Raw genomic sequence first — 15,773 nt, 5'->3', positions numbered from 1 at the left:
TAGCAGTCGCCCCTCTTGCCGATGTGATGGACTGGCTCGACACCTCGGCGGAGGGGCTTTCGACTGCCGAGGCCGGGGCCCGGTTAGCGCACGTCGGTCCGAATTCCGTTCGTACCCATAGAGTCAGCGCTGCTGCCGTGTTACTGCGCCAACTCAACAACGCGGTGCTCGGCCTACTGGCGGTGACCGCGGTGTTGTCGTTCTTCCTTGGCGATAACACGCAGGCCGTCATCATCTGCCTCATCTTGTCGGTCAGCGTCGGACTGAGTTTTGTCAACGAGTACCGCGCCGAGCGCGCAACGGCGGCTCTTCACTCGTGTGTTCACCACAACGCGCTGGTGCGCCGCGACGGGCAGTTGACCAAAGTCGACGTCAACACGCTGGTGCCAGGCGATGTCATCGAGCTCGAGCTGGGCCAGCTGATACCCGCCGACGTCCGTTTGATCGACGTCAATGGCCTCGAGTGCAACGAAAGCATCCTGACCGGTGAGTCCACCGCGACCGAGAAATCGTCCGACTCGGCGTCGGATGACGTCGCTCTTGCCGACGCAAGCAGTCTGGCATTCATGGGCACCGTGGTCAGCGCCGGCGAGGCGACCGCTGTCGTGTACGCGACCGGTGCCAACGCCGAGTTCGGCCGCATCGCGGCGGGATTGGGTGAGCGCCAACCGGAGACCGAGTTTCAGACCGGGCTTCGCCGCTTCTCGTATCTGCTGCTGCGCGTGGCCCTCACCCTGACAGTCGTCATCATCGCCATCAACCTGCTGTTGCGAAGGCCCGTCATCGATTCGGCGTTGTTCGGCCTTGCCATCGCCGTTGGCATCACCCCTCAGCTTCTTCCTGCGGTCGTGAGCGCCAGCCTGGCCGCGGGCTCACGTCGGCTCGCGCAGCTCAAGGTGCTGGTGAAGCGGCTCGTGTGCATCGAAGATCTCGGCGACATCGACATCCTGATCACCGACAAAACCGGCACTTTGACTGAGGGACACATCAAGCTGATCGATGCGATCGATGCTGCCGGTCACCACTCGGAGTCGGTGCTCCGATGCGGCCTGCTGGCAAGCGACGTTGACCCGGCGATGGGCGGGATGAGCGCCAATGAGATGGACGCGGCACTGTGGGAGGGTCGAGGAGGTATCGAGGGCGTTACCCGCGTCGCGATGTTGCCGTTCGACCACACCCGCAGGGCCACCTCCGTTCTCGTTGACCAGTCCGGCGCTAGATCACTGATTGTCAAGGGCGCACCCGAGCAAGTGATGGCCCGCTGCACCGGGCTGACTAGCGGTGCCCGGGGCACGCTTGCAACATTATTCGCCGACGGCAGGCGGGTCGTCGCCGTGGCCAGCCGGCTGGCGCCCGGTCTGACGGACCTCACGGCCAGCGATGAATGTGGGCTGACACTCGACGGCTTCCTGGTGTTCGCTGACAACCCGAAGAAGGCAGCACGCGATTCGCTTACCCAGCTTGCCGCCCTGGGTATCGAGGTCAAGGTCGCCACTGGGGACAACCCGACGGTCGCCGAAAAGGTCTGCAATGACTTAGGTTTGGTTACGAAAGGAACGTTGACCGGCGCTGAGCTGGAGCGAATGGACGACGCGGAACTAGACGCCGCGGCACGTGATCGCACGATCTTCGCACGGATCTCGCCTGAGCAGAAGGCGCGGTTGATCTCCTCTCTGCGCCGGACCGGCCGATCAGTCGGCTTTCTCGGCGACGGGGTAAACGATGCACTGGCACTGCATTCGGCAGACGTCGGAATCTCGGTCGACACCGCGACAGATGTGGCGAAAGATGCCGCCGACGTCGTGCTGCTCGAGAAGGATCTGGGCGTGCTTGCGACGGGCGTTGCCGAAGGCCGACGCATCTTCGCCAACACCATCAAGTACGTATTGATGGGCACTTCAAGCAATTTCGGCAACATGTTCAGCGCGGCTGCGGCGTCAGCGGTTCTCACCTTCCTGCCGATGCTGCCCAGCCAGATCCTGCTGAACAACCTGTTGTATGACAGCTCCCAGCTGTCGATTCCAACCGACCGCGTCGACGACGAACAGCTCCACGCCCCCTCCCATTGGAACATCGCGTTCATTCGACGCTTCATGCTGACCTTTGGCCCGATCAGCTCGTTATTCGACTTTCTCACTTTCGGTCTGATGCTCGGCGTGCTGCACGCAGGTCCGGTGGAATTCCGTACCGGGTGGTTCGTGGAATCGCTTGCCACCCAGACGCTGATCATCTTCGCGATCCGAACGCGACGGGTGCCGTTCCTTCGGAGCAGACCGGGTGGCACGCTGACGATCGCCACCTTCGGCGTTGTCGCGGTCGGTATCGCGCTGACGGTGTCACCGCTGTCCCATCGGCTCGGTTTCACTCCGCTGCCGTGGCAGTTCTTCGCTGCACTGGCGGGACTCACGATTGCCTACCTGGTGCTGGTCGAAGTCACCAAGACTGCGTTCTACGCCGAACCCATGCGAGTGGCAGGTCAGCCGCATCGCACCCGAGGACACGCACATCGCGTCCATCGCCGCGCGGCTCGGTTCAGCCATCCTGGACGACTGCCATCGCTTTAAGGAGTGAAATGCCTGATCAAGTTCACTGGCGATCGATGGCGGAGCCTGCGCTGGTCGCGGTTACCGTCGCTGCGCTGGCCTCGGGTGGGATCGCATGGCTCGCCGGGCGGTACGGGTTGGCCGACTGGTGCTGGATAGCCGGCACGTTGGTTGCGCTGGTGCCCGCCGTGCTGTGGGTGTTCGCGGCACTGCGGCGCGGCCGGGCTGGCGTGGACCTGATCGCGGTCCTGTCTCTCGTTGGGACTCTGCTCGTCGGCGAGTGCGTCGCCGGCGCGTTGATCGCCGTGATGCTCGCCGGTGGGCGTGCACTCGAAGCTGCCGCCGAGCGCCGCGCCACTCACGATCTGCGCGCGTTGCTCGAGCACGCACCCCAGTTCGCACGCCGGCGCGTCGGCTCAGACGTGAGCGTCATACCGCTCGACGAGGTCGTCGTGAACGATCTCTTGGTCGTCGGCCCTGGCGAGGTGGTGCCCGTCGACGGGCGCATCACTGACTCTCTTGCAGTGTTGGACGAATCGGTGCTCACTGGCGAACCCCTGCAGGTGGAGCGCGCCACCGGGGAGCCGGTCCGCAGCGGTGTGGTCAACGCAGGCAACGCTTTTGAGCTCCGCGCTACCGCGACCGCGGAAGACAGCACATATGCCGACATCGTCCGCCTGGCCGAGCAAGCAGGCGCAGAAAGCGCCCCGATCGTCCGACTGGCGGACCGCTTTGCCGCATGGTTCCTACCGTTGGCGCTTCTCATCGCCGGAGTCGCCTGGCTGGCGAGTGGTTCCCCGGTGCGGGCCGTCGCAGTGCTCGTCGTGGCAACTCCCTGTCCACTGCTGCTGGCTGCACCCGTGGCAATCGTTTCCGGGTTGTCACGTGCGTCGCGTCAAGGCGTAGTGATCCGCAGCGGTGGCGCCTTGGAGAACCTAGGTCACGCAACGACTCTCGTGATGGACAAGACCGGCACACTAACAATGGGACGCCCCGCCGTGGTCGAAATCCTGTCCGCGCCAGGGCATGACGAAACCGAGATTCTCCGGATCGCCGCATCAGTCGATCAGATGTCACCGCATGTGCTGGCGGAAGCGATTGTGACCGAGGCACTCACGCGAAAACTGCGGTTATCCCTGCCGACAGACGTCAGCGAGGAAGCCGGCCGGGGCGTTATCGCCTCGATCGACGATCACCGGGTGCGAGTCGGCAAGTTCGTCGCCCCCCAGATCGACGCCGAATGGGCCCGTGCTGCGATGAACCGAGCGAGCCTTGATTCGGCCGCGATCGCATGGGTAGTCGTTGATGACGAGCCGATTGGTGCAGTATTGCTGCGAGACCCATTGCGCCGTCACGCTCCTCGCACCATCCGCCGATTGCGAACGGCAGGGCTGAACCGCCTGGTGATGCTGACCGGCGATCGAGCCGAGCCTGCGCGCGAAGTGGCCGCCGTGCTCGGTCTGGACGAGGTGTACGCCCAGCAGAGCCCGGCCGACAAGGTGGCGGCGGTGCGAGGTGAACGGGATCGCGCGACCACTGTGATGGTCGGTGACGGCGTCAACGACGCGCCCGCACTGGCCGCAGCAACGGTTGGCGTCGCGATGGGTGCGCGCGGCACGACGGCGTCGTCAGAGGCCGCCGACATCGTATTGACCACGGATCGTTTGGACCGTCTCGCTGACGCCATCGACATCGCACGGTGGTCGCGACGCATTGCCGTGCAGAGCGCCGCAGTGGGCATGGTGTTGTCGTTGATCGCGATGGTGATCGCGGCGCTGGGCTGGCTGCCACCTGCCGCAGGCGCATTACTACAGGAGGGTATAGACGTCGCCGTGATTCTCAACGCGTTGCGTGCACTGAAGGGCAATCCAGACGTCGAGATCGATCTGCCCGCCGAAACCGAAGACTTGTTGCGGCGTTTCGCATCCGAACACGATGAACTGCGCGACACGATCGCACTGCTGCGTGATGCCGCTGATCGTCTGGTCGCGGGCGCCGACCCTGTGGCACTGGAGGCATTGACACGTGCGAACACATTTCTGACCGATCAGATCCTGCCCCACGAACGGGCCGAGGAAACGCAGCTCTATCCTGCGTTGGCCCGCCCGCTCGGCAGCGGTGAAGCGACGGCAACGATGAGCCGCACCCACGCGGAGATCCAGCGACTGTCGGATCGGATCGCCACTCACATCGCCCTTGCGAAGGCCAGCAACGGATTACAGCAGGACCAGGTCGAAGATCTGCTCGCATGCCTGTACGGGCTCTATGCGCTACTGCGGCTGCACTTCTTACAAGAGGAGGAGAACTACTTCACCCTTACCGATGATCAGCCGTCGAGCAGCGGACCGAAATAGTGCCAGGCATCGGCACTTACCATCTCCAGCCGTCCGCCGCGAGTCCAAGGTCACTGCGCCAACTTAACTTTGAGAAATTCGTCAATACGGAATCGGGCAAAGGCGCGGCGGCGCCAGTTCGACAGCTGGGGCAGTGCGGCTGCCGCATCGATGATTTCGGGTTCGACGACATCGAAGGACTCTCCGTCCACCGTCACCGTCGCCTCGCCCGCGGCGAGCACGTTGCGTAACCAATCGACCCGTGTGCCGTATGGCAGCGGCAGGATGAATCCATCTGTCACTCGGTCGATGACGGCCGGGGTGTCATAAGCCTTTCCAGATCGGCGCCCAGTGTGCCGAACCCTCCCCGCGTAGAAGTGCTTGCGTCCGGCGAAATGCAACGTCGCGGGGTTGAGTACGTGCTTGTTGAACGAGCGCACGGCGTCCCCAACCGGCGCCAGCGTGTCATTGGTCATCTCTTGATCCTGCTCGCGAGGGGAGGTACTCAGGCAGGGCCAGGCGACCACAAAGCAAGGGCCCTACGGCAGCTGCGTCCTTCTCGGGACGACCGCCGGTCGGGTAGGTGACTTTCGTCTCTATCGACTGCGCTCCAGCTGGAAAACGATGAGGGCATCGCAGTTGACCGAAAGGGGCGACCATGCCGCCGACCTACCGTCAGGAGCTGGACCGGGCGGAACTCGAGATCGTCGCGTGGAGATTTCTCCGCTCGGAGTTCACCGAACAGATCTACTCCGACTGGCCGATCGACAGGCGTGTCGACGCCTTTCTGCTCCACCACGGGCCAATTGAACTCATGAACGACGGATCTGCGTACAACGCCCTGCTGGAACGGATCATGGCGAACGTCGGGCCCGCGCTGCGCAACGGAACCCTGTCGCCGAACAACTAGGAGCCCCCATGACGGTGATCCACAAGACGGCCGACGTTTGGTGCGTGGCACCGAATCTCGTTGACTACGAAAGAACCCGCGCGACATTCGATTGGGCGACAGCGCCCAACCCCTGCATCGGCATGGGGCCGGGGGAATGCAATATCGCGTACGCGGCCCTCGATTTCCGGGAGTATCTGCATCAAGAAAAGCGCTGCCGCAGGACGTTCGCGAACGGCGTTACCCATCCCAGCTCGTCTCAGGCGAGCGCGAGGAACAGCTTCTCCAACTCGGCTTCGGTCATGGGCTTATTGCCGTTGGCTGCATCGCCAGTCACGCATTCCCGCAATCCCGTCGCGACAATCTTGAACCCGGCACGGTCCAGCGCACGGGAGACCGCGGCGAGCTGGGTGACGACGTCCTTGCAGTCGCGGCCCTGTTCGATCATCGAGATCACTCCATCGAGTTGTCCTCGAGCGCGGCGCAGTCGATTCAGCACTGCCACGATGGCGTCTTCATCACCAACCATGGGTCGACTCCTTTCCAAGCCCCGGAACAATGGTACCCGCGGGGGTATTCCTCTCCTAACCAGTCGCAGCGGCAACGGTGTGTCGGCTGGTGATACGGCGCAACGGACAATGCGCGTATCGCGTGCACGCAAACGTGATGCCTGCGGCCACTACAGTGACGCCGGCAGCCGCGACGCCGAGAACCGGGTGAACTTCTTCTGCGAGGATGACCGACGCCATCACGAGTACAAACCAGCCGAACGCCTTGCGCAGGGTGGCAGGGTTTACCAAGGCCGTTAGCCGTGCACCGACCAGTGTGCCGATGAGGGCCGCGGCGGTGACAGCACCGGCAAGTCGCCAGTCGATTTGCGCACTGGACAGATGCCCTGCCAGACCTGCGAAAGAATTCATCGAGATCACCACCAACGCAGTGCCGACCGCGACGGGCATCGGCAGTCCGCCAAGCAGTGCGAGCGCCGGCACCACCAGGAAGCCGCCGCCCGCGCCGACCAATCCGGTCACAAGTCCGACGGCCACTCCCTGCGCCAAAACCTTGAACAGGGGTAACGATCGAGGCGGATCGGTCCTGACATCCTTGCGACCGCGCAGCATTGCCACCGCGGCCGCAATCATGATCAGAGCGAAACCGACCAACAGCACAGTGCCCGGGATGAGTCGCGACGTCAGACCACCGGCATAAGCCCCGGCCATACCCGCCGAACCGAACACCAGGCCGGTCCGCCACTGGACACGCCCTACCCTGGCGTGCGAGACCGCTCCGACCGCACTGGTGACGCCGACCACGAGCAACGACGTAGCGATCGCATGTTTGGCGTCCAAGCCAGCGACATACGCCAGCAGCGGGACAGTAAGAATCGAGCCACCTCCGCCAAGGAGGCCGAGGGAGACGCCGACCAGAACCGCCAATCCGATCGCCAACAGCACCATCGCAGATCAGCTCGCCTTCATTTCACTCGAGTCGACGAACTGCGCCACGACCGCCTGGAGATCACAGGTGGCACAGCAGAATCCGCAGGTCTGCCGAGTTAATCGTGGTCGGTCTGTGCATGGCTGCCCTTCCCCTGTTGATACCCGGTGGGGTATGCCGTAGCATCAGTTATACATACCCATGGGGGTATAAACAAGTAGGGAATACATATACCCCATGGGGTACTTGAATATACCCAGAGGGGTATCTACGCCGAACGTGGCCCCAGAGCTAGGAGAAGGAAGACCGATGATCCTCGAGCAGTACTACATCGAGTGCCTATCGCACGCGTCCTACCTGATCGGCGATGAGGCGACGGGCCGCGCAATCGTCGTAGACCCCCGCCGCGATATCGACGAGTACCTCGCCGACGCAACCAGATACGGGCTGACGATCGAAGGCGTGATCAACACCCATTTCCACGCTGACTTCGTGTCCGGGCATTTGGAGCTGGTCGAGGCGACTGGTGCATGGATCGGATTCGGCGAGGCTGCCGAGACCGACTACCCCATCCGCCGACTGGCCGACGGCGAGCACATTTCCCTTGGCCAGGTCGACCTCGAGATCCTGTCCACTCCCGGACACACCTGGGAGTCGATCAGCGTGCTGGTGCGCGAGCACCCCGGCGGCGAGCCCACCGCGGTTCTGACGGGCGATTCCATGTTCATCGGCGACGTCGGCCGACCCGACCTAGTCAACATTGGAGACAGTTCGACCAGCGACCTCGCCCGCGCGATGTACCACACGATCCACGACAAGCTGCTGAAGCTACCCGACGATGTCACCGTCATGCCCGCCCATGGCGCGGGATCGTCCTGCGGCAAGAACCTTTCGAGCGAATTGACCTCCACCATCGGCGAACAGCGCGGCACGAATCCGTCGGTGCAGCCGATGAGCGAAGACGAGTTCGTCGAACTGCTCACGCACGGCCAGCCTGCGGCGCCCACCTACTTCTCCGTCGACGCCGCCATGAACAAGCGCGTCCATCCTCTGCTCGAACAATCACGCGCGATCCCGGCATTGAGTCCGGCGCAGGTGCGGCTGGCACTGAGCGACGGTGTGCGCGTGATGGACGCGCGTAGCGTCGACGACTTCGCCGCAGGGCATCTGCGCGGGTCGGTCAACGTGGGATTCGACGGGCGTTTCGCCGAGACGGGCGGCATGGTCGCCGATATCGGCGAGAAGATCGCCCTGATCACCTACCCGGGCGAGGAACAGGACGCCGCGCTGAGGCTTGCGCGCGTCGGCTCGGACAATGCCGTCGGCTATCTGAACGTGGATTGTGGCGGCGAGTTCCCCGCCGAACTGTCCGACATTGTGCAGGCGTCAACACGTGTGACCCCCGCTGAGCTCGATGGGCTGCTCGCCGAGGACGCCGTCGTTCTCGTCGACATCCGCAATCCTGGCGAGGTTGAACAGGGCCGTATTCCCGGCTCGGTCAACATCCCACTGGCGCAGCTGCGAAACCGTCTAGACATGCTGCCGACGGATAGGCCCATCGTCGTGCACTGCGCCGGCGGCTGGCGTTCCAGCGTCGCTGTGTCCCTCCTGCGCGCACAGGGCTTTGACGACGTGTGGGACCTGGCCGGCGGGTACAACGCCTGGCTAACCGAGCACGCGCTCGCCTAACTGCCGGTGCCACAACCTATTTGAAAGGAATACTCCATGTCTACCATCAATCTGACCAGAGCGAACTTTGAATCGACGATCGTGGAGAGTTCGATCGTGCTGGTCGACTTCTGGGCGTCGTGGTGCGGTCCGTGCCGCGCCTTCTCCCCTGTCTTCGACCACTCCGCAAAGTCGCACCCGGACATCGTCCATGCCAAGGTCGACACCCAAGCCGAGCAGGAGCTGGCGGCAATCCTTGGCATTCAATCGATTCCGACGATCATGGCGTTCCGCGATGGCGTGCTGGTCTACAGCCAGCCCGGTGCGATGCCGCCGGCGATGCTAAAGGACCTGATCGACAAGGTGAAGTCTCTCGACATGGATCACGTGCGCGCCAAGATTGCTGCGCACAAGGTTGTGCCGACTTCGACATAACACGAAGGCGGACGTCGCCTCACTGCCGCGCAGGATTATGCAGCGTGGCCACGCGATCCCGGTATTCGGTTTCGCTGATCTCACCTCGAGCGAACCGTGCCGCCAGTATCTGCTCTGCAGACTCAGACAGGTGATTTTGTCGGCCTCCGGTCACATACATCACCAGTGCAACGATGCCGGCGATCGCCAGCGCCCAGAACAGCACCATTCCAATGCCCATTCCGGCATAGCCCCACCAGCCCATGTCGTGGTCATACCAGAACATCATGATCACTCCGTTCGCTCGCGATCAGTCCATCGTCGTCGCAACAGCGCCATCGCCAACAGAGCCGAAAGGCTCTGTGAGAGGGACTACCGGCATCCGACCGAAGGACTAACGGCCCTGCCCAAAACGCCGCCTGACCACATAGTTTCGGGCTCGAAGGCCAACCCGTAAGACTGGCCGGCCGCCGCCGTGCCAAGCTGCGTCGGCTGGCCAGAAGTGACGCCATTCATCACCAGCCAGTCGCCGACATTCGCCTTCATGTGTCGCTCCCTTATGTCGTCAATGCTCGAAGCCGCGCGACCCCGTGTTCGATGCCCCGAGCCAGCTCGTCCACATCGGGTGCCGCGTCATAGTCGGCGGTGATACCGAACACGAGCTCATCGGCATAGCTGACAATCGCGATGCCCGTCCGTAACTGAAGCGCGATAGGCGGAATTGGCAAGACGCGCACGACTTCCCGGCCCATGACCCGCAACCGGTGCTTCGGGCCCGGCACGTTGGTCGCCAGAGCCACGACACCGCGCTGCGGTAAGCTGGTCAACGCGCGGACCGCCCAAGCCGTCAGCGGGAAGGGTATGAGGTTCACCGCCGCGACGAAAACGCCCCCGGCCTGGCGCTGACCGCTGGCCTTGGTCCTGGTCAGTCGGCGGTGCACCGCCTGGAGTTGCTCAGCTGGGTCTTCCTTCTCGACGGGAAGGAAGGGCAGCATGATCGACACCCGGTTGTCGGGGGCATCGGCCGCGTCATTGGTGCGCATCGATACCGGGACCAAGGTGCGAAGGGAATTACGGCTGGGACGCTCGCCTCTGCGCAGCAACGCCGCCCGATAGCTGTCGGTGATCGCGGCCAACGCCACATCATTGAGAGTGACATCGAATTTGTGTCGAATCTCCGTCACATCAGCGAGACTGACGCGCGCTGCGCTGTAGCGGCGCATGGTGGTCACGGGTCCCGCCAGAGACGACGATGCGGCCGGACGGACCAATCCCGTTGCAAGCTCTAAGGCTCCCCCGACCACGAGAGCGGCTGCACTGGTCGCGTCGCTGGCCAGACGCCACATTCCACTCGCCCAATTCAGCGGGTTCAGGCTGACCGACGGCAGCGAGATCGCTTTGCCAGACGGCTCGTTCGCGGCGCGGATCTCCGTGGCGAACGTCTCGCCCTCACCGTCGTCACTGAGTCCCGAGATCATGTGCATCGTCGCAATGCCGTCAGCGATGCAGTGGTGGATCTTCATCAGCATCGCCCAGCGGCCGTCGGCCAGCCCCTCGATTATCCAGCATTCCCAAAGGGGCCGTTCACGATCCAGCCGCCGCTCCATGACATCCGCCGCGAATCTGTATAACGCCGCGTCATCGCCTGGGTGCGGTAGCGCACCTCGATGGATGTGGTGCGCTACATCGAGATGCGGATCGTCTACCCATTGCGGTGGTCCTAGATCGAGAAGGTGCGTGCGAAGCACTTGGCTGAACCGCGGAATTTTGAGCACTCTCTCGGCGATACCGGCCACCAGTGAGTCGTGGTCGGGCAGCGGCCCTTCAATGATCGAAATCCCGCCTACCGCAAGGCTCACGTGGCGATCAGAATCCTCTGCCTCGAGGAATCCAGCATCCAGCGTGGAAAGTTGCTCGCTCACGATCGTGCGTCACCCTGCGTCGAGCCGGCGATGCCGAAAGCGGTGGTCCATTCATTCATCACGATATTCCTTTTCGTAGTTGGTGCCTGAGTGCGCCGAGCGACAAATCATGACCGGAATCGCGGAGTGGTGTAGCAGGTTCAACCCGGTGGATCCCAAGAAGGCGCTGGCCAGTAAGCCCCTACCCCGGCTGCCGACCACAACCAATTGCGCGTCCCTGGCGCGGCGTAGGAGTGCCCGGCTGGGCTTGTCGAGATCCACCACTTCCGTTACCGATACATCAGGGTAGAGGCCGAACAAGGGGGCCAGCATTTCCGAAAGATGCAGGCGTTCAGCGTGTTCTAGTTCTTCCCAATCGATCATGAACGGCAGCCTGACCTCACCTGCAGGCCGACGTCTCAACCAAGTGTGAACAGCAATCACGCCGACGCCGAGTCGATGCGCCAACTCGAAAGCGGCCGTGAGCGCAACCTGGCTGTGATGGTCGTGGTCGATGCCGACCAGGATGGGCTGCATCGTCGGGGTCGTCGCCTCGCCACGAAAGGCGACTACCGGGCACGTCGAATGTGTAGCGACCGCAGTGGTCGTCGACCCAATCAACATTGCCGTACCGAGCAGCACCTCGTCACTGCCGAGAACGACGAGGCGCGCGACTTGGCTCAGTTCCGTCAATGCCTCGTCGGCGGGGCGATCGATGTCAGTTGCAGTGACGCGGAGATCGGCAAACTCAGATTCGGCAGCCTGCCTGGCAGAGTGAAGTATCGCGGTGGCAGACTCGCGCTCCACCTCCATCTCTATCGCCTTAAGATCGGCGGCGGCATCGGATAGGTTGTGCCCGAACGAGGGCCTGGCATGCACGATCGACAGTGGTGCCTCCAGCCTCATGGCGACCGCTGCCGCCCATCGCACCGCTGAGAGAGCGGTGCGGCTGCCGTCAACGCCGACGACAACGGGGTTCGTCGACTCAGCGGTTCGACTGCCGTTTCCTAAGTCGCGGGGCAACATAGCTTCTGCGCCTCCTCGACCGAGTCGGCCAGTGGCCGGCTGGTATCGATTCGATGACCGAACGACTCACCATTGCGCTGTGTCAGCGCCACCGCTATCGCCGGTGTAGCGTCTGACGTTGATCCCGTGCGCCGCTGGATCCGCTCAGAGGCCGTGGCGTCTCGCACCTCACACATGAATTCAGTTGTGGTCGTGGCTGTTTCGGCCGCAAGCTGACGCGCTCGTTCACGCTGAAGCGGATCGCCCCAGGTCCCGTCGAGGATTACCGATCGCCCGTATGCGAGTAATGGGCGCGCGCGCCGTAGCACTTCCTCGTAGACCCGCGAAACGTTCTCGGGGGTATACAAACCCGTATTGAGTTCGCCTACCGTTCCCCTGATAACGCCTTGTTGTTCCAGCTCTCGACGGACATCGTCGGTTGAGATCACCTCTGCACCGACTTGTTGTGCCAGCGCTCGCGACAGTGTCGTCTTGCCGGTACCGGGACCACCACCGATGAGGATGAGTCGTACGGCGCCGGCCCTCAGGTGTTGCAACGCGATGTCGACATGTCGGCACGCGTCATCGCGTGCTTCCGGATGACCTTGATCGACGCGGATGCAGTCCACTTTCGCTCGCACCAACGCGCGATACGCAACGTAGAAATCGCGTAGCGCCTTCGGCGCGGAATCATCTGCGCGCCGCGCGTATTCGTCCAGGAAATAGTCGCCAAGGTCTTTCCGGCCCAGGAACTCCAAATCCATGGCAAGGAAGGCCGCATCGTCAATGCCGTCGACATGGCGCAGGCGCTCGTCGAACTCAAGGCAGTCGAGCAGCGCCGGGCCGTCCGGCATGCAGAAGATGTCGTCCGCCAACAGATCGGCGTGTCCGTCGACGATTCGGTGACCGGCGATGCGGTGAGCGAACAGTGGAGCGCGGCCGGAAATGAACTGACTCGCCAACTTTGACGCTTCAGCGATTGACCGCGCTGGGATGATCGAGTTCGAGTATCGCTGCAGTTCAACGAAATTCTGCTGCCAGCGGGCCAAGATGGCCTGGTTTGTGCCTTCGGCGTCGACCGCAGACCCACGGTCCGCCCTTGCATGGAAGCGTGCGATCACTTCCGCAATAGCGCAAAGGTGATGATGAACGGGCTCGTTGTTTTTGACCAGCGTGGTGAGCCGGGCCGCATCCGGATAGCGGCGCATGACGATGACTGGCTCATCCTGATCACTTTCCAGACCGCCGAAGTGTGCGACTCCCAGGTAGCTGTCGGGTGCCAGGCGCCGATTGAGCGCCACCTCATTCGCACATGCCCGCTCACGCAAGTCCGGCGTGCTGAAGTCGAGGAAGTCGTTGCGAAGTGGCTTCTTTGCCTTGTAAGCCTTTTCGCCGACAAGGAACACGATTCCCGTATGGGTTTCCCGCACTTGAGCGTTGAGGTCTCCCGAGCCCGTGCGCGGTTCCGCCAGGGCGCTCGAAGCCGATGACGTCGCAGGCATGCCACAAGCTTCCTGACCTCGATGATCACCCCCAAGGGTCCTAAGACCCCGCCTTCGGGACCATTGACCCTCGTTGCACGACGCTCGAGACGCCGAGAGTGGGAGATGACAGAGAGGGAGGTCACGATGTCTACGACGATGGTTGACACCGGGGTCATCTCAGATGCCGTGCGACTGGCGTGCCGTGCGCCGTCATTGCACAACAGCCAGCCGTGGCATTGGGTGCTAGACGGCACTACGCTCCACCTCTTCGCCGATGCGGGCCGGGTCGTTCGCGCCACGGACACCTCGGGCCGGGAGGCGTTGATGGCCTGCGGCGCTGTGCTCGATCACTTCCGAGTAGCTATGGCCAGCGTGGGCTATACCGCCAATGTCGACCGGTTTCCCAACCCCAACAACCATGGTCACATCGCGTCAACCGAATTCACACCCATGACACTTGTGACCGACGGGCATCGCCAACGTGCGGCTGCGATCCTGCAGCGACGCACCGACCGACTTCCGTTCGCCGCGCCGCCAGACTGGGACTCGTTGCAGTCGACACTTCGCGATACCGTTCGCTCGGATCGTGTTCGCATGGACACCGTCCCGGACGAATTTCGCGCAGAACTCGCCGAAGCGTCACAGTTGACTGAATCGCTTCGGCTGTACGATTCCTCGTATCACGCTGAACTCGAATGGTGGACAGCGCCTTTCGAGTTATCCGCAGGAATTCCGGAGAGCTCGCTGGTATCGGCTGCCGAGAGCGACCGCGTCGACGTCGGAAGGGTGTTCCCGGTAACCCACCACCGCGAGCGCAGACCGGAAGTCGATGAAGACCACGCCAAGGTCGTGGTGCTGTCGACATACGACGACACGCCACACAGTGTGCTTCGTTGTGGTGAATTGCTTTCCGCCGTACTCCTCGACGCGACCATGGCCGGGCTCGCCACGTGCACGCTGACTCATATCACCGAGCTTCCTGCGAGTCGACAAATCGTCGCGGAGTTGATCGGCCACAGCAGTCAGGACGTCACCCCTCAGGTGCTGATCCGCATCGGTCGGGCCCCGTCGATCGAGGACGTACCTCCCCCGACGCCGCGGCGCCCGGTGGATGAGGTGTTCGAGGTTCGCGCCCGGGACCAATGACAACACAACAGGGACTTTTGCCTCTCTGCGGGTTTCGGCGACGTCGATACCGTCAGAACCATGCAAGACCACAGCTCACTCTCACCGGCCGTCGTAGTCGGTATCGACGGCTCGCGATCAGCAATCGATGCGGCCCTTTGGGCCGTCGACGAAGCAGTCAGCAGGGACATCCCGTTGCGGCTGATCTACGCCATCGATCCCACGTGCACAGACACTGATCCACGCGACGCGGCACGGGACCTTGCCAGGGCCGAAGTGGCCGTCCGACATGCGTTCACAGAGGTTGAAGCAACCGACAAGCCCGTCAAGATCGAGGTCGAGATCCTGCAGGAACCGCCGACGCGGGCACTGCTCACGGCCGCACGATCGGCGGCGCTGCTGTGCGTGGGCGCGATGGGACTGAAACATTGCTCGCAAGGCAGGATCGGGTCGACCGCGGCTGCGGTTGCATCCTCCACCCATTGTCCCGTGGCGATCGTGCGCGGACATGATCCAATTCGCACACAACACCAGTGGGTGGTCGCCGAGGTTGACGCGACAACCGGCAGCGACGGTGTGCTGCGGCGCGCGCTGGAGGAGGCACGACTCCGAAACGTCCCCCTGCGGGTCTTGACCGCATGGCAATCGCGCTACACCGATATTCATGACGGTAACGCTGTGGCTGACGGCAATCGTCTTGCGCGGGCGCAACTCGACCGTCGCCTCGCGCAGTGGAAGAAGCGCTATCCAGATGTCGACATGCATACAGCCGCGGTCAATGGCAACACCCTGAATTTCCTCGCCAAGAACGCGAGCTCCATTCAGCTCCTCGTCGTTGGGCATGAACGGCGAGAGGGAGTTGCCACGCTGGTGGGGCCGCCAGGCCTGGCAGCGCTGCAAAACGCCGAATGTTCCGTGTTGATCTGCGAACCACAGAACGTATTGTGAGCAGTACATCCACCGTCTCGGCAACT

14 protein-coding genes are annotated in these 15,773 nt (G+C 62.9%); 7 read left to right on the top strand and 7 right to left on the bottom strand.

Going from position 1 to position 15,773, the window contains the following annotated elements; genetic code table 11:
* Positions 1–26 precede the first annotated feature (26 nt).
* A complete protein-coding gene (gene mgtA, locus J3E61_RS22695) occupies positions 27–2,564 on the top strand; it encodes a magnesium-translocating P-type ATPase (protein ID WP_210085664.1) in 2,538 nt (845 codons plus the stop codon).
* Between the two features lie 8 nt (positions 2,565–2,572).
* Positions 2,573–4,897: a heavy metal translocating P-type ATPase gene (locus tag J3E61_RS22690; RefSeq protein ID WP_210085059.1), complete on the top strand. Its 2,325-nt coding sequence runs from the start codon at positions 2,573–2,575 to the stop codon at positions 4,895–4,897.
* Between the two features lie 50 nt (positions 4,898–4,947).
* Here J3E61_RS22690 and J3E61_RS22685 read toward each other — a convergent pair whose 3' ends face one another.
* The gene (locus J3E61_RS22685; protein ID WP_210085058.1) at positions 4,948–5,352 is read right to left on the bottom strand and encodes a nitroreductase; all 405 of its coding nucleotides are present in this window, start codon (positions 5,350–5,352) and stop codon (positions 4,948–4,950) included.
* Positions 5,353–5,534: 182 nt separating this feature from the next.
* Between J3E61_RS22685 and J3E61_RS22680 the strand changes: the two genes are divergently transcribed.
* A complete protein-coding gene (locus tag J3E61_RS22680; RefSeq protein WP_210085057.1) occupies positions 5,535–5,786 on the top strand; it encodes a hypothetical protein in 252 nt (83 codons plus the stop codon).
* Between the two features lie 238 nt (positions 5,787–6,024).
* Here J3E61_RS22680 and J3E61_RS22675 read toward each other — a convergent pair whose 3' ends face one another.
* Both J3E61_RS22675 and J3E61_RS22670 read right to left on the bottom strand, forming a co-directional pair.
* Entirely contained in the window at positions 6,025–6,294 is a 270-nt protein-coding gene (locus tag J3E61_RS22675) for a metal-sensitive transcriptional regulator (protein ID WP_210085056.1), read from the bottom strand.
* 55 nt (positions 6,295–6,349) lie between these two features.
* Positions 6,350–7,222 carry a sulfite exporter TauE/SafE family protein gene (locus tag J3E61_RS22670; protein ID WP_210085055.1) on the bottom strand — a complete coding sequence of 291 codons (873 nt, stop codon included), beginning with the start codon at positions 7,220–7,222 and terminating at the stop codon, positions 6,350–6,352.
* 289 nt (positions 7,223–7,511) lie between these two features.
* Here J3E61_RS22670 and J3E61_RS22665 point away from each other — a divergent pair, with 289 nt between their 5' ends.
* Together J3E61_RS22665 and trxA are read left to right on the top strand one after the other, a co-directional pair.
* Positions 7,512–8,891, top strand: a complete 1,380-nt coding sequence (locus tag J3E61_RS22665) for an MBL fold metallo-hydrolase (RefSeq protein ID WP_210085054.1) — start codon at positions 7,512–7,514, stop codon at positions 8,889–8,891.
* A 36-nt stretch (positions 8,892–8,927) separates the two neighbouring features.
* Positions 8,928–9,305, top strand: coding sequence for a thioredoxin (gene trxA / locus J3E61_RS22660; RefSeq protein ID WP_210085053.1), 378 nt, complete (start codon positions 8,928–8,930; stop codon positions 9,303–9,305).
* A 19-nt stretch (positions 9,306–9,324) separates the two neighbouring features.
* Here the strand turns inward: trxA and J3E61_RS22655 are convergent, their stop codons facing one another.
* The 4 genes from J3E61_RS22655 to J3E61_RS22640 all read right to left on the bottom strand — a co-directional run bounded on the left by J3E61_RS22655 (position 9,325) and on the right by J3E61_RS22640 (position 13,692).
* Positions 9,325–9,573, bottom strand: coding sequence for an SHOCT domain-containing protein (locus J3E61_RS22655; protein ID WP_210085052.1), 249 nt, complete (start codon positions 9,571–9,573; stop codon positions 9,325–9,327).
* Positions 9,574–9,841: 268 nt separating this feature from the next.
* Complete coding sequence (locus J3E61_RS22650) at positions 9,842–11,206, bottom strand: wax ester/triacylglycerol synthase family O-acyltransferase (protein ID WP_210085051.1); 1,365 nt, start codon at positions 11,204–11,206, stop codon at positions 9,842–9,844.
* A gap of 51 nt (positions 11,207–11,257) precedes the next feature.
* Positions 11,258–12,211, bottom strand: a complete 954-nt coding sequence (locus J3E61_RS22645; RefSeq protein ID WP_210085050.1) for a universal stress protein — start codon at positions 12,209–12,211, stop codon at positions 11,258–11,260.
* Positions 12,193–13,692: an AAA family ATPase gene (locus J3E61_RS22640; RefSeq protein WP_210085049.1), complete on the bottom strand. Its 1,500-nt coding sequence runs from the start codon at positions 13,690–13,692 to the stop codon at positions 12,193–12,195. Before J3E61_RS22640 ends, J3E61_RS22645 begins: the two co-directional genes overlap by 19 nt.
* Before the next feature lie 126 nt (positions 13,693–13,818).
* On the opposite strand from J3E61_RS22640, the gene J3E61_RS22635 reads away from it, so the two are divergent.
* Complete coding sequence (locus J3E61_RS22635) at positions 13,819–14,820, top strand: NAD(P)H nitroreductase (protein WP_210085048.1); 1,002 nt, start codon at positions 13,819–13,821, stop codon at positions 14,818–14,820.
* Positions 14,821–14,880: 60 nt separating this feature from the next.
* Positions 14,881–15,747 carry a universal stress protein gene (locus tag J3E61_RS22630; RefSeq protein WP_210085047.1) on the top strand — a complete coding sequence of 289 codons (867 nt, stop codon included), beginning with the start codon at positions 14,881–14,883 and terminating at the stop codon, positions 15,745–15,747.
* Positions 15,748–15,773: the final 26 nt, after the last annotated feature.

It is taken from the genome of Mycobacterium sp. OAE908, assembly GCF_017872775.1.
GTDB lineage: Bacteria > Actinomycetota > Actinomycetes > Mycobacteriales > Mycobacteriaceae > Mycobacterium.
Note: the sequence above shows the minus strand (reverse complement) of the source record. Positions and strands in the feature narration are given on the sequence as shown.